Source organism: Streptomyces sp. enrichment culture (assembly GCF_964272855.1).
Taxonomy (GTDB): Bacteria; Actinomycetota; Actinomycetes; order Streptomycetales; family Streptomycetaceae; genus Streptomyces.
This window is the reverse complement of the sequence record NZ_OZ186847.1, coordinates 780,547-800,174: the sequence shown is the minus strand read 5'-3', so window position 1 is coordinate 800,174 and position 19,628 is coordinate 780,547. Positions and strand designations below refer to the sequence as shown.

The following is a 19,628-nucleotide window of genomic DNA, read 5'->3' as shown; positions in this document are numbered from 1 at the left end:
AGTTCGGGGATGTTCGCGGTTGCGTGCATGGTCGGCACGGCGGCTCAGGCCCACCCGAGTTCGCTGTACAGGCGGCCTGAGCGGATGCCGTCGATCGCGGCCCGCGTGTAGGGCACGATCCGAGAGGGCAGCGCGTCGACCGGCCACCAGTCCCAGCTGACGCACCGGTCCGGCTCACGCACCTCCGGCTCGCCCTGCCAGCGGTGCGCGCGGAAGACCATTCCGATCCGGGGCTGGCCGTCCGGCTCGTCCACCATGTGCACGACGTGTGCCAGTTCCACATGCACGGGGTCGATGACCAGCCCGGCCTCTTCCTCCGCCTCACGGACCAGACATGCGATGGCGGACTCCTGCTCGCAGTGTCCGGCGAGGAAGTGGTGGGTGGAGGCCGCGAACGTGGCGTCGGGGTGGCGCAGACCGAGCAGTACCTTGCCGTGCTGTTCCAGGTAGAGGTGCACGCCGACGACGTTCAGGCGCGCTCGGCTGCACGTGCGTCCCTGTGCTGGCGCGACGGGCGGCACAGGGGTCAGGGTCTGGTGGAGGTCGATGACCTCCTGAGTCCAGGGGCACATCGTCAGATACCGGGTGGTCGCGGCGTCGAAGTGCCGGAACATGATGCCCTCGGCGCACGGCAGTTCGTCGGCCTCGCCGTCCCAGGCACCGAGGTAGACCCGGATGCGGCCCTTGTTTCCGTCCGGGCCCACACAGTCCACGACGGTGAACTCCTTCAGCGGCACGGTCAGGCCGGTCTCCTCCCGCAGCTCCCGCTCGACCGCCTGCCGACAGGTCTCCGTTCCTTCGCGGTTGCCTCCTGGGATGCTCCATGTGCCCGGGTCGCAGATGGGTTTGTTCGCGTCGCGCAGGTGCAACAGGTAGCGGCCGCGGGAGTCGACCAGCAGTGCGGCAGTCCCGCGGGGATCCTGGGCGGTAGTCATGATCAGCTCCTTGGTCGGCGGCGGAAGAGGCGGTCAGCGGTCCTGGGAGAGTTCCAGCAGCTCGGCGAAGGTTCCGCCGGCATGGACGAGGTCGTCGTATTGACCCTGTTCGGTGATCCGGCCTTGTTCCATCACGATGATGTGGTCGGCGATCCTGGTGTTCTCCAGGCGGTGGGTGACCACGATGGTGATGCGGTCGGCGGCGATGGCCTTGATCTGTTCGAAGATGCCGTGTTCACCGCGTGGGTCCATCTGGGAGGTGGGCTCGTCGAGGATCAACAGGCCGGGCAGGCGGTACAGGGCCCGGGAGCAGGCGAGGCGCTGCCACTCCCCGCCGGACAGTTCCGCGCCGCCGAAGATGTCGCGGGCCAGGAGCGTGTCCAGTTCCGCGGGGAGGTCCTCGACGGCCTTGCGCAGGCCGACCGCGTCGACGGCTTCCCATACGGGCCCGTCGTCGTGGGTGCGGGGCTGGCCGAGGGTGACGTTCTCGCGGACCCGCAGTGGCCACTGGGCGAAGATCTGCGGTACCAGGCCGGTGTCCGCCCACACGGTGGCGGGGTCCACCTCGGCGAGGTCGAGGCCGTTCCAGGTGACCTTGCCTTTGTCGGGCAGGTAGATGCCGGTGAGTAGCCGGGTGAGGGTGGACTTGCCGGAGCCGTTCGCGCCGACGATCGCGAGGATCTGTCCGCGTCGCAGGGTGAGGGAGACGCCGTCCACGGCAGGTCTGTCCTTGCCCGGGTACTGGTAGACGACCTCCTCGACGCGGATTTCCTCGGTCGGCACGGAGTGTTTGCGGGGGCCGCGCTTGGGGGCGCGGGCCGTGGCATCGTCGAGGAAGGACTGCATGTCGCCCAGGTACAGGCTGGTGTGGAAGACGGCGGCCCCGTTGATGACCACGCCTGAGAGGGCGGCCAGCGTGGTCTGGACGGCGATGACGGCCGTCGCGGCGACCGCGAGGTCGATCCGGCCGGTCACGGCGAGCCAGGCGAGGGCACCCCACGTCGCGACCAGGAAGACACCGCCGGCCAGTGAGGACAGCAGGGAGATCCGCAGAGTACGAGGCGCGGCGGCCAGGGTGCGCCGGTCACACCGGTCGGACAGGGACCGGTACCAGAACACCAGGTAGTCGGTCATCGAGTTGGCACGGACCTCGTCGCCGTACTTCGACGTCGTCGCCCACCAGCGCATCATGCCGCGCACGTTGCGGTCGGCGACGTTGGCGTAGTGGATCTCGTAGTCGACCTTGGCGGTCAGGACGGCGCCGACACCGGCCGGCAGCACGGCGAGCAGCAGCAGTGGCAGCATCAGCACGTTCAGCACGGACAGGACACCGCCGGCGGTGATCATGCGGATCAGGGCGGACATGAAGCGCTGTGCGTCGGAGATCATCACGTGTGTGCGGATCACCCCCATCTCCGCGGCCTCCTGCCGGTCCGAGAAGCCGTCCTCGGCGTACGCTGCGGCTTCCACCCGGCACACCGCTTCGACCAGGGCGGTGTCCGTCTCCGTGGTCAGCCGAGGTGTGATCCGCCGCTCGGCATAGGTGGCCACGGAGCCAGCGCCGCGCCCGAGGCCGGCGGCCAGGGCCACCACCACCAGAGCGGGCAGGGCACTGCGCAGCCGGTCGGCGACGGCAGCGTCCGAGAGGATCGGTTCCATGGCTTCGGCGGTTGCGGTCAGCAGGACGGCAGCCGAAACGCCCGTGACCACCTGGCAGCCGAGCAGCAACTGGACCGCGCGCCGATCGGTCCTCCACGCCAACTGGGCGATCCTGCGCAGGACCTTCGGGATCTGCCCGCACATCCGCCGGAAGGAGACCTGCGCGAGTGGGTTGACGGAGTACTGCCCGCTGTACGTGATCTCCGCCGGCGGCGGAAACGACGGCGCGGCGTCCTGCAGCTCGTGGCTATCGGCCGAGGTCAAAGGAGCTCCCCCTGTCGGTGGCGGCTGGGTCATGAGGCTCAACGACCCCGCCAGGATTTCGAACACCTGTGTTTCGGACGGACTTCGAACCCTGCGATAGAGCGCGCGGCGGAGCATGCGCGATGCACCGACCCTTGCCGCACAACGGGCCGGGCTCCGACCCGCGGTGGCCGAAACGCCGAGAGTGCCGCTGTCCGGCGCAGCAACCGAGTCGAACATGCATCGCCTCGGTCAGCGGCCGCGTCAGGTGGTTCCGGGAAGCGGAGCGTTGAGGATGTCCGCCAGGACGCCGCCGTCGAGCTGGACGCGCACGATGTGGTGATCCGACTCGGACACAGGCACCTCCACGACGTCGATGCTGAGCACTGCTGGAAGCAGTTGCTCCGTGGCGTACACCCTGTCGATCCGGGAATCAGGGCCGTACCCGTCGTAGGCGTTCACCGTCCGTGCCACCGCAGAGTGTTGCCCGTTCGCCGCCTGCCAGCGACCGAGGTCGTACAGTCCGGCGGCGCGCAGCGCTGTGTCGGGACGGGTGTCCACCACGTCCCGGGCTCCGTCCGGACCGGGGGTGGAGCGGTGCAGCCGGTGCGGACGGTCCTGAATCGCCTTGAGCTGGGGAAGGGCTGGGTCGCCTTCCGTGAGCGGCTGGGCCGGGAAGGAGTTGTTGTCGCCACCGAACAGAGCCGCTTGGGCCGTTGCCCGACCGTCCGGCAGCGACCACTTCTTGTCGGCGAAGGTGGTCAGCCACTCGGCTACTGTGAGGCGCTGGTGGGAGGAGGCATAGTTGAGGTGGTACGACACTGCGACCATCGGGCTGGAGTGCGGGCCGGCGGGAAGGTAGCGCAGGGACAGGGCGGTTGGCGGCAGTACCCAGACGGGACCTGGAGGCCACTCGCGGACCGGCGTGAACTTCTCCGGGTTGGCGAACAGCGCCGTGCAGCTCCGCTCACCGAGCCATCCCCGCATGCCGAGGAGATTCTCCAGTTCGTACATCACCTGCTTGCCGTCCTCGTCGGCGCCCCACATCTCCTGTCGGAAGACGAGGTCCGGATTCAGGCTGGCCAGCTTCTCGTAGCCGGTTCGACGCAGGTGCCGATTCCTCTTCCCATCGCGCTCGAAGTTCCAGTTCAGGGCAGTCAAGGTTTGTAATGCCATTCGGTGGCATCCCTCCTAGGTTGTGGCAGTTAGCCCTGTGCCGCTTCTGAGCGTGGCAGCGCCTTAGTTCGACCCGGAGAAGGACGATCCCCAGAGTGGGATCGAGCCAGTTGTATACGGCCGGAACCAGAGTTCGGTCGGGCGGCAACCTCGGCCAACCCGGTTCGCTGAAGGGCCCGGTGAGTAGGACGACCACGTCCTCTCTATCCTGTACGTCCGTGTTGTCAGGAACCAGCTCTCGTTCTCCAGGCGGCCCAGGCGCGTTGGATCGCCGCTTCACGCGCTAGGCATGGGCTGCTTCCGCATGCTGGCCGACGTCAATGCGATCCTTCCGTGACGTGCCAATGCGGCTGACTGTGCAGAAGGCTGCGAAGCGCGACTTCTGCCTTGTCCACCGCAGCAACCAGGGTCTGCATGTGTGCTGTTGGAAGGAATCCTGTGCCGAGCCCCGACAAGGTGATTACCGCGTTGAGCCCCAGCCATTGCTCGCTGGTCAAGTGGGGACGCATCAGGGGGTGATTCAGCACGTCGCGAGCCGCGTACGCGTCGAGAACTGCCACGTCCGCGACGGCGTTCTGCAAGGAGGCGACGTAGGGACTGGTGCGGGAGTGGACCAAATCCAGCGCGGCAAGGCCGATGCGGGCCTGAAAGGCCGCGAGTGATGGGTCGGGCGTGGCGATCAGATCAGTTGCCTCATGCAGCGCGAGGTCCAGGTCTGCCTGTGACGCGGGTGAAGTCGTGGGCCGGCAGCAGACGCGCAGGAGTGTCGCGACGACGTTCTCCCACCGTTCGGTGGGAGTCGTGGAGTCGATCGTGTCGCGAGCCTGCTGGTCAAGTCCGCGCTCCATCAGCGACATGATCTTGATCTGGCGTCCGTCGAGGAGACGGTTGCCAATGCCGCGGTGCGCGGCCATAGCCTCAGCGGCGTCGGACCAGCGGCCGACCTGTGCCAGGGCCCTGGCACCGTCGACGAGCATGCTGGCCCACATTGCCTCGCAGACCTTCCGGTGGTCTGCGTCGGTGCCGGTCACGATCGACAGATCGACGGTGTTGCCGCAGATTTCGGTTGTGCCGCGCTTCTGAGCAGCCCGGTACAGGCGTGCGAGGACGTCGTACGCGGCTTGGCCGTCGCCCTCGCGCGTCAGCAGTCGGGAGAGGTTGATCAGAGGCATCAGCGCCATGACGGCGATGTCTCCGCTGAGGCGTCCGGGCTCGGCAAAGACCTCGTACTGCCGCCAGCACAGGTCGGCTGCCAGGTCGGGCATTCCGACGTCGGAGGCAACTAGCGCCGCGTAGTTGAGGACTCCGCTGGTGCGGGCCACCAGGTCGTGGTGGTCCGCACCAGCGGGTGCGACGGTCAGCCCGGTGAGGTGGGTGATGCGCTCGTCCAGCGGTAACGCGGGCCTCTTGGGACGGCAGACCAGTGGAATGCGGCCGGCTATCGCGGGGATCACGGCGTCATCCCTTGCGCGGCCAGTCGACGACGAGACGGCTGTGGGGCTTGTCGATAACGAAGCGCAGCTCGGTGGCGGTCAGGTGGTCGCGGGCGTTACCGACGGCCATGCGGAAGGTGGGCTCCGGCCCGTCGTTGCCCCAGCCGAGGTCCCACTCGGTGATCTCGGTGGCGACCTGGTCGGCGAGTTCGGCGGCTCGCGGCCCGTGGCCGACGACGCCGATCTGACCGAACCAGCCCTCCTCGTCCTCGCCGTCGCGCAGGGTCAGGTAAGCCAGGGTGTCACCGTCGAGCGCGGCCATGGAGCCCCAGGGGAAGTGCGGGGTGAAGCCGGGGCGGGAGCCGGGCATGCGGGAGAGGCCGTTCGGCAGCACGGACGCCAGGTACAGGTACAGCCACTCGAAGGGGGCGCCCTTGCGAAACTTCACGTCGGTGTAGACCGTGGCCTGCTTCTCGTCCAGGACGGTGCGGATCGCGCTGCGGTCCACGTCCTGTTCGCTGAAGGTCTCCAGGCGGACGTTGCCCTCACCTGCCATGTGCACGAGCGTGTAGATGTCGTCGCAGACGCCCTTGCGCAGGGGCACGAACGTTGCCATCTCGCAGGAGACGGTCTTCCAGGTGTCGCCGTCGCGCTCGAAGGCGAAGGACCGCGAGATGCTGCCGCGAATCCTCATGGGAAGGATCAGACGCCCGCTGGGGGCTAGCTGGTCGAGAATCCTCAGCGGCACGTCGCCGGCGCCGACGGTGAACTGGATGCGGTCGTACGGGGCGTGCTCGGGAAGGCCGGCGGCGCCGTCGGCCAGCATGACGGACACGTTCGAGGCCCCGGCCTGTTCGAGGTTCTTCCGGGCGCGGTCGACGAGGTCCTGGTCGACGTCCACGGTCCACACGTGGCCGCCGGGCGCGACGAGCCGGCCGAGGAGCGCGGCGTTGTAACCGGTGGCGGCACCGGCTTCGAGAATCTTGTGGCCGGGCTCAGCGCCCATTTGCTCCAGCTGGGTGGCGACGATCGTGGGAGCGGAGATGCAGGAGATCATCTCGCCGTTGTCGTCGTGCTTGATGGGCACGGCGTCCTCGGCGTACGCGGTCTGAAGGCTGACGCCGGGCAGGAACTGGTGGCGGTCGGTGTCCCGGAAGGCGGCGATGACCTCGGGGGTGCGCAGGTGGCTGCTGTTGATCAGGCGGGTCACGAGCGCTTCGCGCAGGTCGGCGGGGTTGGCGGCGGTGTTCAGGGTGGTCTCCATCCGGGTGAGGGTAGGGGGGATCGAGGTGGTCTCAGGGCTGGACACGTGGAGGTCATCCCTTTCGGCGAAGGTGACTTGGCGGCCCAGCCACGCCGTGGCGGCCTGCTCCGAGGCAGGTACTCCGGCGCGGTTGAAGGTGAAGATTGCGTGGTGGGCGAGCACGGCGCGAAGGCCCCGCGTCAACCGCCCATCCATGGTCAGCGCCCTCAGCTGGTGACCGGCATTCTCGAACGCGGCGACGCGGTCGGCCCAGCCGGGTTCGGCGTCCGTCCGCCGGGCGGCGTCGGCGTTCATCAGGCGCCGCATGGCCTCGATGGCCCGGTCGCGCGAAGGACCGGTGGGCGGAGAGACCGGCGGGCGCAGGGCTGCGAGCTTCGCCCAGACGTCACCGGCCTCGAAGGAGTCCAGACCGGCCGCCCTGATCATGGTGGACAGCAAAAGCACACTGCGTTCCTTGGCCCATGGGCTGCCGGTGCCGGCCAGGGCGGAAGGGCTGTCCGCGCAGAACAGGTCATGCGCGACGTCCATGCCCTCGGGGCCGCCGAAGGCTTCGGGCTCCGGCTCGTAGACGCTGCTGACCCAGGTGCTGGCCAACTGGTCGGCGACGAGGCGGTCCAGCAGATCGGCAACGGGGTGCTCGGTACGCAGGCGCAGCCCCCCGTCCTTGCGTAGGAAGTGGAACCGCTGGTTGCTCAGCTCGGACGCCAGCACTTGGGCGACTTCCGGGCTCACCCCGGCATCCCCCGGAAACGAGATGCTGGCGTGCCACCAGTCCCTTTCAACGGTGGTCGCTAGGTTCTCGTCGTCGAAGTCCATGATCGTGGGTGTCTCCTTGTCGGTGGGCTCGAGGCGGAAGGGCTGGGTCAGGTGATCAGCAGGGCACGGGTCCAGCCGGTGGAGTTCGTGCCGTCCAGGGCGAGGTGCGCACCGGCGCGGCCTTCCATGAACCCGACCTTGGGCAACTGGTCGAGGCCGGCGGCCAGGCGCTCGGTCAAGTCTGCGATCAGCGGAGTGAACCGGTCCGGAGTGGGGCTGTCGTTGGCGACGGCGCGGACGACAGCCAGTAGGCCGGCCCAGCCGTGGCACAGCGAGGCGTCGGTGATCAGGTCGAGCTGGGTCAGATTGGCTAGTGTGCGGGCGACCGTGTTCTCTGCCGCGACCCGGCGGGCTGGGTCATTCAGGGCGAGGCCGGCCAGTTGCTGTGTGCGGGCGATGCCGATCTGGCCGTAGCACCATGACGGGCGCGCGGGTTCCGGCGTCAGCGGCTCCTGCGCTGACAGTTGCGCGTAGGTGGTCCAGTAGCAACAGCCGTACTTGTCCAGCCAGCGCGCGAACACTCCGATGGCATCGTGCTGCCCCGGCACCTGGACGTCTTGCCGGGCGGCGAGGGACAGCATGGCCAACGGGCCGGCGATGCCGTGTGCGACACCGTTGTTGCCGTGACCGCCCGCCATCTCCTCATCGGCGGGCCCGGCCTGCGACCACCATCCCGGCAGCTCCCGGCCGTCGATACGGACCGGTTGCGAGAGGGAGACCAGGTAGGCCAGCACCTCCTTGAGCAGCGGCGAGGTCGCGCCGCGAGCCAGTAGCAGCGCACCCAGCCCGGTCAGGCCCCGGATGAGGTCGAACTCCGCGAGGTGCGGCAGAGCCCCGGACAGCTGCCGCCGGCGCGCTGCCGTCAACCTTGCGGCGATGACCCGGTCGACCGCATCGCGGACGTCCCGTCCGGCGTGCCTTGCGCGGCTGAGCACGAACTCCAGCGCCGGGGCGCCGTGGAACAACGACGCGTTACCTCCGGCACTTACGCCGCCCGCCACTGCCTGCGCCAGACTGCTGCGCGCGGCCGCGAAGTCGCCACGCTCGATGTGCAGCAGCGCCACCCCGAGCGCGCCCTCGGACAAGTCCTGCGTCCTAGATCGAAGCGCCGCCGTCATGAGCGTGCCCTCAGCGGAACGACGAGGCTGTGGGCACGCCCGCCGATCCAGCCGTCGGAACCGGACGGCGGCGCGTCGTGCAGTATCGCGACACCGTTCCGGCTGGCGGCGAGGTGAGCGCGCAGCAGGTCCAGATGCATGTCCTGACGCAGGTCGAGGGGGAGCTGCTGGTCGTCCTGGGCTAGGAGCACGTGGTGCGGCACGCCGAACCGGCCCATCCAGGCATGCAACTGCCGGGCCCACTCATCCAGCGTCGCCGCGCGGCCAGGCAGATCCCGAGCCCTCAGCTTCCATCGCGCGGACACCAGGATCGAACGGCGGTAGTGCAGCGCCGGGGTGAACGGCAAGGTCCAGGCCGCCCCCCAGTCGAACCACGTCACCTGCGGTGCTCCGGCGCGGCTGATCTCGGCCAGGAACCTGGCCAGGGGAGGGGTGCAGTTGTTCCACAGGAAGTTGATCGCGGTGGGCGCGAGCAGCTCCAGGTGCGTGCCGGTGGCGGCCTCGGTCAGGTAGAGATGGCCGTCGCGGCATCCCACGGCCAGATCAGACGGGAAGAGCACGCCTTCCGTGCGCTGCCGGAACTCGCCGACGCTGACCAGCCGGGGTAGCACCTGCGGGACGCGTGTGAGCATGTCCACGGGGACGCGGCCGGCGTGGAAGGACAGTTGGGCTAGCTTCGCGCCGGGCTCTACCGTGGGCAGACTGGCATGCGCCGCACCAGCGCCTGGGAAGAGGTGCCAGAACCGGCCGGTCATCGAGCCGGCGGCGCGTGAGACGGTGGCCACTCGGAGGCGGAAGTTCCCGCGGTCCAGAGCAATTGTCGAGCCGGACTGAACATGCATGCACAGTTCGAGGTGGGGTGGGGTGATGTCGGGTTTGCCGGCAGCCGTCTCTAACTCCTCGATCATTGCGTCGGACAGGGCCACCGACTGGCGGCCTTCGACGGCTGCGGTGCCGGCCAGCTCCAGAAGCAGCCGGTCCCGGCGGGTCATCGGGCGGGGAGGCGCGGACACGCCTCCGAACCCCTCGGGAAGGCCCAAGCCTCGCTCGGGGTCTGTCACCGTCTCCAACGGAATCTCGACGCCCTCGCCATAGCGGTCGGCGAACCGCTCGGCGTATTGGTGCCATTCCCGGATACCCCTGGGGTGCATGGCGAGCCTGGTCAGAACCGTCGCAGCCGTTTCCGCCTCCACCAGAACGGCCTTCGGTAGCTGCACCGTGGCGTCCAGCCGCAGGTCCGGCGCCGCCGGCCTGCTCCGGGCCTCCTCCTGCAAGGCAGGCGGGAGGGCGTCGGCCGGGTCGGCGACGGTAGCGGGAGCACGAAGTGACGACCGCAGCAATCGGACCTGCAGGAGTTGCGCGAGCAGGATGGCCCGGTCGGACTCAGCCGTGGTCGGGAACTTCGTGGCGAGTTTGTCGGCCAGGGCGGCGTACCGGATAGGTGACCGGGCTGCGTCGAGCACCAGCTCGACCGCAGGCGTCACCGCGAGCGAGAACTTCGAGGCGCCCTCGGACGGTATGAAGAGGCGCCCGCTGTGCTGACGCGCCAGGCTATTGACGCACACCTTAACGTCCGCCATCAGCTCAACATCAGCTTCCCATTTGCTGATTGCGGCGTCCAAGGCCACTGGATCCGGCCGGGCAACAGCCTCATGTTCGTCTCCGAAGCGGACCTGGGCGCTGTCACCGAACTCGGTCAGCGCGACGCCCGCGAACAGCCCGAACGGGGTGGAGCGGCGCGTGTACCTGATCGCGTACCGCGCAGTGGCCAGTGCCGCCCGTCGCACCCGGCGTACCTTCAGCGTCCTGCCGCCGAGGATCGAAAGAACCTGGCGGGCCAGATCCGGACTAGCGACAGAGACGGCCTCACGGAAGGTGTCATCGGCCCATACTGCGGTCAGCCACCCACGCCAGCGTTCGAGCGGAGCGGCAGGCCCTGGCCAGGGCGGCATGACCGGCGGAGCGAGATGCACCGCGGCCCGCAGCATCCCCCCACCGACGCCCTGATACAGGCTGTGCCGTGAGCGCGTCATCACCCGTACTCCGTTCTTGCAGGAAGGGTGCGGGCTGGACGGATCCGTCCAGCCCGCACCACTGGACTGGACTGGTTACGACCCGGAGTTGGCGCAGGCGCTCGGGCAGGATGTGCCGCAGTTGTCCCCGGTGGTGCACATCAGCACCGACTCGGTCGCCGGCGTGCCCTCGATGAAGGTGATGTCGAGGTTGAACGGGTCGTCCTCGATCTCCGCGACGGTCAGCTGCTCGGGAGCAGTCGGCTTCTCCGTGTGAACAGCGGTCATGCGTGACTCCTTGAGTAGTAGCGGTGGTGAAGGTGCTGGCGCCCAGCCGGGTGCCGGCACCCCCTCGGTTCGTTCAAGCCAGGCGTGTGGGGAGGAGCCAGTGGGAGGGGGAACTCCTCCCCACACGCTGCTTCCAGCACCGACCCGTGTTTCAGGCCCGGTGCCGGGTCCTACACCCGCCCGTCGGTGACGAGGGGCGGGCAGTCTTGGTTTGGACCACGCGCAGGTAGTGGCATGTGGTGCGGGCGTACAGTCAGACGCCCACAGGCTGGGTGTCAGGGTGGGCCACGTACGCGTCGTGCAAGGCCGCGATGAACCTCTCGGCGAGCTTGTCGCCGGCAGCTTCCTCTTCGCGGAAGCTGCCGAACTTCTGCCAGTAGCTGCGGCCGACCTCCCGCTCCATGACTGCCTTGGCGATGAAGCGCAGCCTGCTCCCGCGGATCAGGCCCAGCCGGTGCCGCAGGCTGAGGGCACAGATCTGCTGGTTGGCATGGAGGTGCTTCACGTACTCCTCCACGTCCATCCCGTCGGGAGCCCACAGCTTCGCGAAGTCGGGATGGGTCGTCAGATGGGTCAGCCAGTCGTTCTGGATGCGGGTGACGGCCACTTCGTTCTTCTGCCGCTGGTGCCGCTGCCTTTGCACCGTGTGTGCGATGCCCACGGCGGCGAGGACGAGAACGGCGTTCGAGGTCTTCACCTGGGTCCTTCCGTTGTGACGTACTGCTGTCGCTGGTGCTTGGACGCCTGTTCCTCGTGGACCTGTTCTGCTGTGCGGAGCAGTCCCTTGACGAGGCGGGCGATGTTGTGCCCGGTGCGTTGCTGCCCGCGGGGTGGCGTACGGGGGCGAGAGGTAGAGCCGTCGGGACGCCTCCTCGAGGATTGCCTCCGCGCTGCGCCTGGCCTCCGAGCCGACTGGGACGGTCAGACACTGCGTACGAAGAACGTCAGCAATGGTGCGGCCGTGCTCTATCAGCTGCTCGACGAAGTCCATTGCGACGTCCACGGCCGGGAGCTCTGGACCGTGCAGGTCCCAGGCGAGCACCGTCTCGACGCTCGTCAGGGCCTTGGCGGGGACGGTGAAGGTCAGCGAAGCCATGCGACCACCTGGCTGGCTGTGAGCAGCTGGAACTGCCACGCGCGAGTGATCAGATGGGAACGGTTGCGGGCGCCTATGGCCAGGAGGAGTTCGCGGCCGTCCGCGCGGACGTCGGTGACCGGTCGGCTCAGCTCCGTGGCCATCTCCGAGGCCGCCATGCCCCGGGCAATAAGCGGGACGAGATCGCGTTGCTCGCGCGGCATGAACAGCGCCTCGGCGTCCAGAAGCGGCGGCCGCTCGATGGCCTCCGTGGCGTAACCGACTGCGACCGCAGCGGCGGTCTCGCTCACGCCGCGCAGCTTGTGCTTGGCCAGCTTGAGGTAGCCAGCGGCGGTGCTCTCGCGGATCTTGAGATTGACGGCGACCTCGGCCAGGGATTTGCCGGAGGCCATGCCCTGGAGGACCTGCCGCTCTCGGCGTGCGAGGACGACCTTCGCGACGGTCGTGGTGGTCACTGTTCCGCTCCTCGTATACGCGATATCTGCTGACACAGCTCGGTGAACCGGTGTTCCTCGGCGGCCACCAGGCGGTGCATGACGGGCGTCGGCCGCCGATGGAGCCACGCTCGGCGCAGGGCCGCGAGGGCGAACGCACCTGAGAGGGCAATGGCGCAGCGGCGGGGGTTCCGCCCGGCGCCGGGGCGCTTCGGCTCCCCATGGGGGACGTACGGAGCCGTGCTGTCCCAGCGCCGGGCGGGAGGTCGGGCCGTGAGGGGACCGGGCCCGACGTCTGCGGTGGGAGGCGTCATTCGTCGTCTCCCATCAAGTCGAGGATGGCGACGATCGCCAGGGCGTACCGGCGCAGGTACGAGAGCGCATCGCCGCGGGGCGTCGGTTCGTCGCGGAGGGCGAGCAGCCGGCGCAGCTCCTCGGTGGGGTACACCGCGGTGCGGTGCGGTACGACCTGGATGAGCTGGCGGGTGGCCCGGCGGAATCGGTCGGAGATCCGCGCTGCGTCCGCGTCGCTCAGCGGTGCGACCTCGGGGGGCGGCTGTCGGCGGAGGGGGAAGCCGCAGCGGACCAACAGTTCGTCGAGCCGGGTGCTGCGCAGGGCGGGCCCGGGCCGGTCGCTGAGGACTTCCTCGAGGGTGGCGATCAGGTCGTCACTGATCCCCTCGTCGGCAAGGGACCGGGACAGAAGATGGGCGAGGCGGCGCTTCTCCTCGTCATCGGTGGTGATCGGCCGAGCCATCGGCTCTGAGGCGGTCACGTCGTCGACCACGGCCATCACGATCCCCCCGAGGGGATGTGGAACGTGGCCCAGGTGGTGCGACCTTCGTTGGTGACACCCCACTGGCGCTGTGTAAGAGCGGCGACGATGTACAGGCCGCGGCCGTGTAAGTGATCGGCCGCAGCGTCGCACAGCCGGGCCGGCTCCGGGTTGTCGTCGGTCACCTCGACGCGGATCTCCTGGTCGGTGTGCCGGATTCGCAGGCTGACGTCCCCGCGCCCGTGCTCGATGGCGTTCGTGACCAGTTCAGAGACTGCAACGACCACGTCCTGCGCCAGGGAGACGGGCACGGCCCGGTAGCGCAGGAACGCCACCGTGATACGCCTTATCTGGGCGACGCGCACCGGATCCGGGGCGATGGCCACCTCGAAGGCGTACGACGCCCGCACCCGTGTCCCTTCAACGACCGGGTCGACGGCGGTGGCAGGACTCATCGGTGGGCCTCCCAGATGGACGGTGGGGGAAGCGTGGGGCGTACGGCGTCATCGCGTTGTGCGGCACAGGTCGATTCACCGATCAATCGACGTGTTCGTGTGATGACGCGGTCCGCAGGTCGTCGCTGAGCGAGGAAGTCCGCTATCGCATGGTCGCTGTAGCCGTAGAAGCGGCCGCGTTCGACGTCACCGTCGGGCGGTTCGCTGCCCCACTCGACCACGTGGCAGGTGTCGCGGTACGGGCACCAGCGAACGCGCAGGTCAGGGAAGCCGGGCCGGCCGTCGAGCACCTGCCGGATCGCCAGGCCGATGGTCAGCAGATCGACGGAGATGTAGCCGCCTCGGCGAGAGCCACCTACGGGGATCGCCAGCAACGGGGCCCGGAAGACCTGGATCGCGACCGCGTGTTTGAGGATCGTCGTGTCGGCCAGCCGAGCGTGGAAGTAGGGGTAGTCGTACGCCTCGTGCGGGGGCCGGGTCGTGACCACGAGCGGGCCCGGAGCAGTGGTCGCGGTCAGCATCCGCGCACCGCCTCGGGGCGAAATGCTCTGCTTGTGCGCCCCGGCATGGGTGGTACGTGGGCGACGAAGCTGAAGTGGTCCAGGAACCAGTTCAAGGTCCGCTCGTACGACTCGTCCATCGGGGAAACCACGGAACGGTCAGTGGTGACGACGCCTTGGACGAACCCGCCGCGGAGTGCCGTCAGCGCCCGCTGCCATTCCTCCCGCATCCAGGGGTGGTCGCCTGTTGCGTCGTCGTCGACGAGTCGGCTCACTACCTGCCATCCCCGTCTCCGGGCATAGACCTCGGCCATTCGAAGCGACGGGGCGGGATCCTCTCCCGCTGTCACCACGGTGTACAGGAGCACCTTGTACGGGGAGCCTGGAAGGTGGACTGCGGTATCGAAAGTGGAGCGGCACAGCCGGCGGAGACGGGCTCGCTGGTACGTGGGGGTGTGTAACTGCTCGACCATGCCCCGCCACGAGTCGTCGATTTCGGCTTCCGGCTCACCCGGCAACCCGATAGCGGGGATGTCGTCGAGTAAGGCTGTGATTCTCTGGGCGAGGGTTCTCGCGCTCATCTCAGCCCCTCTCTCGGTCGACTGCGTTCGGTCATGCACTCTCTGTGAAGGTGGCGATCATCGTTCACCCGTCGTAGGTGGCCTCACCATGACCTGACACCTGGCCTCTTCGACGCTTCCGGGTGACCCTCGTGGCCTCGGGGTAGCTTTGAAGTGGCTTATGAGCGGCATGTGTTGCCGTGACGTGGTGAGTCGGGTTCCCCTTCGAGGGAAGGGATCGATTCGCAAGCTGCTGGACGTGACGCCGCAGAGTTGGGGGCGGAATGAGAAGCGAACCGAGGACACTGCTCGCGCAGCTGTGCGATCGGGACAACCTCACCTACCGCCGGTTCGCGGAGAAGTTCACCGAGACCGGTGTTCGCCTCTTCGGGCGCAGCCCTAACAATCCGACCTGCGGCGAGACGCAGTTCCGGCGGTGGACCGGCGGAAAGCTGACGGGGTTACCCGGGCCGGAGACCTGCGAAATCCTCCAAGCGATGTGGCCCGAGTACACGGCAGAGCAGTTGTTCGGGCCGCCGCCTGCGGACGATCCCCAGGCACCCGCGTTTGACCTGGAAGAGCGAGTTCAGATGACCGCACGTGAAGCCCACGACGGCGCCGACGCGACCGCCGCGGCGTCCATCTCCGACAACACCATCGACGAACTGCGCGACCAGGTGGTGACCCTCGCCCGGCAGTATCACGGCATGCCGGCCGCGAAGGCGTACGAAGCAGCCGACCTCCTCCGACGCGAGGTCGAGCGGCAGCGGGACCGAACGCAGGTCCCGATCCAGCAGCAGACCCTGATGATCCTCAACGGGCAGACGGCCGCGCTCCTCGCGGTCGCCGCCTTCGACCTGGGATACTTCCCTAGCGCTCGAACCCTGGCTCGTACCGCAGCTGTCTACGGCGAGAGCACGCGCTTTACGCCGCTTCAGGCATACGCAGACGGCACTCTGGCCTACATCGCCTACCACTCGGGCGAGCTGAACGAGGCGCTGGGGAAGGCCCAGCGAGCACTGTCGTACGGCGGCCTCGGCGATATCGCTCAGCGACGTCTGCACGCCATCGCGGCCCGCGCCTACGCTCACCTGGGTGATGTCACCTCCGCGCAGCGTGCCATGCAGCTCTCCCAGGACGCCGACCGGGACCTGCGGGACGAACTGCATGACGCCGTGGGCGGAGAGTTCGGGTTCTCCGCCGAGCGGATGGCCATGTCCCACAGCACCTCCGCACTGCTGATCGGCGACGCCGAGCAGGCCGAGACGCAGGCCAGCCGCGCCCTCACCCTCCTCGGGGAGAGGGCGCCGGATGAACAGTCCACCCACGTTCGAGCCGGAGCTTCCGCAGACCTGGCGTACGCCCGTCTTCTGGCCAACAACGTCGAGGGGGCCGCCGAGGCCCTGACGCCGATCTGGGAAGTGCCGGCCGAGGAACGGAACACGGGCATCGTCGTGAGGGCGGCCCGGATCGGCAGGCATCTGGCGCGACCGCACTTCCACGGATCGAGCGCCCCCAAGGAACTCCGCGAGCGGATCGAGGAGTTCACGCGGGTCTCCCCGCCGTACCGGCTGGGTCCGCCCGTGGCCCTGCTGGCGATCGAGTCCTAATCGAAGGAGGCGAGGATCTTCGCCTCCTTCTCCGGGGCGATCCCGTGTTCCGCCCACCGCGGGTGGTCCACGGGACGCCCGTCTGCCACGAGCCAGGCCCAGGTGTCCCGGATCGTGTCCGTGATCGGTCGGCACCGCAGTCCTGCGGCGACGGCCCGGCTGGAGTCAACTGCCCAGACGCCGGCGTGCGTGCGCCACAACGGCAGTTCGGTCCATTGCTTAACGCCGTGGCTGGACAGCACACTTGGCTCCAGCCAGACGGGCTTCCCCGCACCCCCCGTCACGGACAGGCATTCGCTGATGAAGTCCGTGAAGGAGATGCCCTCGGGGTGAGCGACGTTGAAGCCGCCACTCGTCCCGCCTTCAGCCTGGTAGAGGGCGAAGGCCGCAACGTCCCGGACATCGACCGGCTGGATGCGCTGGCCGCCGGGTGCCGGCGCCAGGATCTTCCCGCCGCGTTTGGCGCGGGTCAGCCACCAGGGGAGTCGACCGACGTACTCCCCGGGTCCGAGGATGACGCCGGGACGCAGGAACACCGCGGCGTCACCGAATACTTCGGCAACGGCCCGTTCTCCGCCGGCTTTCTGGAACCCGTACACGGTGGGGCTGCCATCCTCACCGGTGTACCCGTACGACTCATCCGCGTCCGCCGGGCAGTCGAGCAACGTTGAGTCGTCAGTCAGCGGCTGGTGCGGCCAGCCCTGGTAGACGGACACGGTGGAGATGTGCACCCAGCGCCTGGCCACCTTGCGCAGAGCGGTGGCTGCCAGGAGCACATCACGGGGCGGGAAGTCCGAACTGGACGTGTCAATCACCACGTCCCAAGTCCCGTGCTGAGCAAGGCGGTCGAGGTCCTCTCGGGACGTACGGTCACCGTGAACCGGCTCGACGCCGTGCACGTCATGGCCGGAGCGCCCCCGGTTGAAGGTGGTCACCGACCACCCTCGCGCCAGCGCCCCTTCCGCGATGCACCTGCCCAGGAACCATGTACCGCCGATGACCAAAATCCTCATGCGCCCGATCCTGCCCTGTCGAGCAGAGGCACGGAAGACAAAGCCTGAAAGCGCGTCTTGTCCCGGCCGGTGTGTGGGGTGACTTCTTTGGAAAGCCCCAGCGCATCTAGTCGCTCCAACGGAGCAGCTTGTTCCGAAGCCATGCTCCTTCGATGCGGGTCTGCCCGTGCTGCGACGCCCTGGAGGGGCGGGCTCAGGGAGAGCGAACCGCCTGAGCTGGCCGCCAGAGAGAATTATGAGACGAGCATCACGCCGGTCCACGACCTGGACTAACCCTGTCCGGAGTTCCCCACTTCGTGTCAACTGCGCACTATGGTGTCCTTCATGGCTCGACCTGATTCAGATGGGGCTGAGAACCGGGACAGCGGGGCCCAGCCGTCCTCACCTGAGGGCCGACACGTACGGGCGTACCCCGAGGTGGCAGAGGTTTCAGTAACGGCTGAATCAGCTTCCATCAAGACAGTGAGCCATCTCTGGCTGATCTGGGCCAGCGTCGCCCTCGAACACGCGAGCACAGCACGTCGTGCCCGCGATGCAGCGCTCCAGGCGAGTGACAGCACCGAGGTCTCTCACTGGATGCGGCAGGAGTTCGACGCATCGCTGGTCGCGGTAGCCGCCGCAGCCCATTCCCTCGATGCGCTCTACGGATCCACGGCTGTACCTCAATCGACGCGTGACCAGTGGACGGGCAGGCGGACCAGGCGACACGGGAAGATCCGCGAGGCGCTGAAGCTCCTCTTCGAAACCGGCCCTGTGCAAACACAATGGGTCACGGAATTCGAGTGGCTCTTTGACCTCCGAGATGCAGCAGCCCATGCAGAGGAGAGCCCGAAGCTGACGGTGCCACATCCCGTGGGTACGAACACCGACCCCAATTTCCTTGCCTACTCGACGGAGTCTGCAGCCCGAGCCTGCCGCCTCCTTCTCACGGTCCTGCGTCGGTGTGCTGACTATCCTCGGTCGTCTCAACCGACCGCCGTGCGGTGGGCGGCAGCCCACGAGCCGGACATCACTGACCTGGAAAGCCGTTGGACGCAGACGTAGATAGCGCCTCTGCCACCCGTTGGTCCATATCCAGTGACCTCCGTATGGCCGAGTGGGGTGAGATGATCAAGAGGAGGCTGGCTTGGTGATGTAGGGGTTGATGATGGTCAAGGGCGCCGCGCTGCGTGGGTATTTGTTGGAGGAGGCGCTGGCCTGGCTCCTGCGGTCCTCCGGCTACCGCCTGTTGGTGCATGAGAGCCAGGACCCCGAGGAGTTGGTGACCGATGGGAACACGCTCCGGGTGCGTGGCCGGGGCGCGTTGCATCAGGTGGACGCACTCGGGGAATTCGCGTTCACGCCGGCCTTCTCGATGCCGGTGCGGCTGTTCCTGGAGGCGAAGTTCTACCAGGAGCGCTGCGGACTGGAGATCGTGCGCAACGCTCACGGTGTGCTGCACGACGTGAACGAGAATTTCATGATGCACGCTGGCAGAAGGCCGCGGCAGCGGTATCAGTACGCGTACGCGCTGTTCTCGACGAGTGGGTTCACGGCGGATGCCCAAAAGTATGCCCTGGCGCACCAGATCTCGCTCGTGGATCTGTCGGGTGCCTCGTTCGCATGGCTGCTCGGGGCAATAGGCACCACCGCGTGGACGCTGGAGCAGGCACAGTTCCACCTCGAGGCGTCCGGGACATTCCCGGTGACGTGGGTGCGCACGGAGCTGCGTAAGGAGCTGGGGACCTGGACCGCGTCCCCGGGGCTGCTGTCGACGACGGTGCCGGCGAATGGCAGATTCCGAGACGAGGCGGAGGCGGCGATCACCGGCTTCGCGGCCGCACTCCGGCAGAACAGTGGGGCTGAGTTGCTACTGGGCTTCCCGTCGGCGCCATTCATCCTGCCGCTGGCCGTCAGCGATCACCAAGCATTCACCTCGTACGCGGATGCCCAGCCGGACCATGCGGTGCGCATCCGGCGCCGTGGCAGCGGTGGTTCGGCGGAATGGACGTTGTCGCCGTTGGGCGAAGAGGGGGCGTACGAGCTCGCCTTCAAGCTGCCGGATCAGGTGGAGGACTGGATCAGCGACATCGAGGGGAAGGAGCGGCGCCGCACCCTGGAAGTGAAAGAGCAGTTCCTGTCCGCGATCACGATCTACCGTATGAACGGCGGTGGCGTGCGGGCATACCAGCTGCGGTACGAGGCGAGTTCGCTCTCGCACTCCTGATCCCAGCCAGGAGAGGGATGTGGCCTCCCCCAGGG

Annotated in this window: 18 protein-coding genes; 3 read left to right on the top strand and 15 right to left on the bottom strand. The window is 68.0% G+C overall.

The features are described from left to right. Positions 1 to 44: 44 nt before the first annotated feature. The 14 genes from ACSU6L_RS03280 to ACSU6L_RS03215 all read right to left on the bottom strand — a co-directional run bounded on the left by ACSU6L_RS03280 (position 45) and on the right by ACSU6L_RS03215 (position 14,785). A complete protein-coding gene (locus ACSU6L_RS03280; protein WP_437053321.1) occupies positions 45 to 935 on the bottom strand; it encodes an NUDIX hydrolase in 891 nt (296 codons plus the stop codon). 33 nt (positions 936 to 968) lie between these two features. Then, a complete protein-coding gene (locus ACSU6L_RS03275) occupies positions 969 to 2,858 on the bottom strand; it encodes an ATP-binding cassette domain-containing protein (protein WP_437053319.1) in 1,890 nt (629 codons plus the stop codon). Between the two features lie 243 nt (positions 2,859 to 3,101). Then, the gene (locus tag ACSU6L_RS03270) at positions 3,102 to 3,998 is read right to left on the bottom strand and encodes an endonuclease/exonuclease/phosphatase family protein (RefSeq protein ID WP_437053317.1); all 897 of its coding nucleotides are present in this window, start codon (positions 3,996 to 3,998) and stop codon (positions 3,102 to 3,104) included. Between the two features lie 332 nt (positions 3,999 to 4,330). Continuing rightward, complete coding sequence (locus ACSU6L_RS03265) at positions 4,331 to 5,467, bottom strand: hypothetical protein (protein ID WP_437053315.1); 1,137 nt, start codon at positions 5,465 to 5,467, stop codon at positions 4,331 to 4,333. Positions 5,468 to 5,471: 4 nt separating this feature from the next. Beyond that, the gene (gene fxlM / locus ACSU6L_RS03260; RefSeq protein ID WP_437053313.1) at positions 5,472 to 7,526 is read right to left on the bottom strand and encodes a methyltransferase, FxLD system; all 2,055 of its coding nucleotides are present in this window, start codon (positions 7,524 to 7,526) and stop codon (positions 5,472 to 5,474) included. 47 nt (positions 7,527 to 7,573) lie between these two features. Further along, positions 7,574 to 8,644 (bottom strand): lanthionine synthetase C family protein, encoded by a 1,071-nt coding sequence (locus ACSU6L_RS03255; protein WP_437053311.1) that lies wholly within the window; start codon positions 8,642 to 8,644, stop codon positions 7,574 to 7,576. Then, complete coding sequence (locus ACSU6L_RS03250) at positions 8,641 to 10,677, bottom strand: lantibiotic dehydratase family protein (protein WP_437053309.1); 2,037 nt, start codon at positions 10,675 to 10,677, stop codon at positions 8,641 to 8,643. The genes ACSU6L_RS03255 and ACSU6L_RS03250 overlap by 4 nt, the downstream gene beginning before the upstream one ends. 75 nt (positions 10,678 to 10,752) lie before the next feature. After that, positions 10,753 to 10,944: an FxLD family lanthipeptide gene (locus ACSU6L_RS03245; RefSeq protein ID WP_437053307.1), complete on the bottom strand. Its 192-nt coding sequence runs from the start codon at positions 10,942 to 10,944 to the stop codon at positions 10,753 to 10,755. A gap of 253 nt (positions 10,945 to 11,197) precedes the next feature. Further along, on the bottom strand, positions 11,198 to 11,641 hold the full coding sequence (locus ACSU6L_RS03240; RefSeq protein WP_437053305.1) for a DUF6082 family protein: 444 nt from the start codon (positions 11,639 to 11,641) through the stop codon (positions 11,198 to 11,200). Between the two features lie 386 nt (positions 11,642 to 12,027). Further along, positions 12,028 to 12,495: a LuxR C-terminal-related transcriptional regulator gene (locus ACSU6L_RS03235; protein WP_437053303.1), complete on the bottom strand. Its 468-nt coding sequence runs from the start codon at positions 12,493 to 12,495 to the stop codon at positions 12,028 to 12,030. A gap of 289 nt (positions 12,496 to 12,784) precedes the next feature. Next, complete coding sequence (locus tag ACSU6L_RS03230; protein WP_437053301.1) at positions 12,785 to 13,267, bottom strand: hypothetical protein; 483 nt, start codon at positions 13,265 to 13,267, stop codon at positions 12,785 to 12,787. Further along, positions 13,267 to 13,704, bottom strand: coding sequence for an ATP-binding protein (locus ACSU6L_RS03225; protein WP_437053299.1), 438 nt, complete (start codon positions 13,702 to 13,704; stop codon positions 13,267 to 13,269). The genes ACSU6L_RS03230 and ACSU6L_RS03225 overlap by 1 nt, the downstream gene beginning before the upstream one ends. Beyond that, positions 13,701 to 14,225 (bottom strand): DUF6302 family protein, encoded by a 525-nt coding sequence (locus ACSU6L_RS03220; protein ID WP_437053297.1) that lies wholly within the window; start codon positions 14,223 to 14,225, stop codon positions 13,701 to 13,703. The genes ACSU6L_RS03225 and ACSU6L_RS03220 overlap by 4 nt, the downstream gene beginning before the upstream one ends. After that, positions 14,219 to 14,785 carry a hypothetical protein gene (locus tag ACSU6L_RS03215; protein WP_437053295.1) on the bottom strand — a complete coding sequence of 189 codons (567 nt, stop codon included), beginning with the start codon at positions 14,783 to 14,785 and terminating at the stop codon, positions 14,219 to 14,221. Before ACSU6L_RS03215 ends, ACSU6L_RS03220 begins: the two co-directional genes overlap by 7 nt. Positions 14,786 to 15,354: 569 nt before the next feature. On the opposite strand from ACSU6L_RS03215, the gene ACSU6L_RS03210 reads away from it, so the two are divergent. After that, positions 15,355 to 16,374 carry a DNA-binding protein gene (locus ACSU6L_RS03210; RefSeq protein ID WP_437053293.1) on the top strand — a complete coding sequence of 340 codons (1,020 nt, stop codon included), beginning with the start codon at positions 15,355 to 15,357 and terminating at the stop codon, positions 16,372 to 16,374. Here ACSU6L_RS03210 and ACSU6L_RS03205 read toward each other — a convergent pair. Next, a complete protein-coding gene (locus tag ACSU6L_RS03205) occupies positions 16,371 to 17,387 on the bottom strand; it encodes an NAD-dependent epimerase/dehydratase family protein (protein WP_437053292.1) in 1,017 nt (338 codons plus the stop codon). The genes ACSU6L_RS03210 and ACSU6L_RS03205 overlap by 4 nt on opposite strands. A gap of 462 nt (positions 17,388 to 17,849) precedes the next feature. Here ACSU6L_RS03205 and ACSU6L_RS03200 point away from each other — a divergent pair, with 462 nt between their 5' ends. Both ACSU6L_RS03200 and ACSU6L_RS03195 read left to right on the top strand, forming a co-directional pair. Continuing rightward, a complete protein-coding gene (locus tag ACSU6L_RS03200; RefSeq protein WP_437053290.1) occupies positions 17,850 to 18,431 on the top strand; it encodes a hypothetical protein in 582 nt (193 codons plus the stop codon). 100 nt (positions 18,432 to 18,531) lie between these two features. Beyond that, positions 18,532 to 19,593, top strand: a complete 1,062-nt coding sequence (locus ACSU6L_RS03195) for a hypothetical protein (RefSeq protein WP_437053288.1) — start codon at positions 18,532 to 18,534, stop codon at positions 19,591 to 19,593. The last annotated feature ends 35 nt before the right edge of the window (positions 19,594 to 19,628 follow it).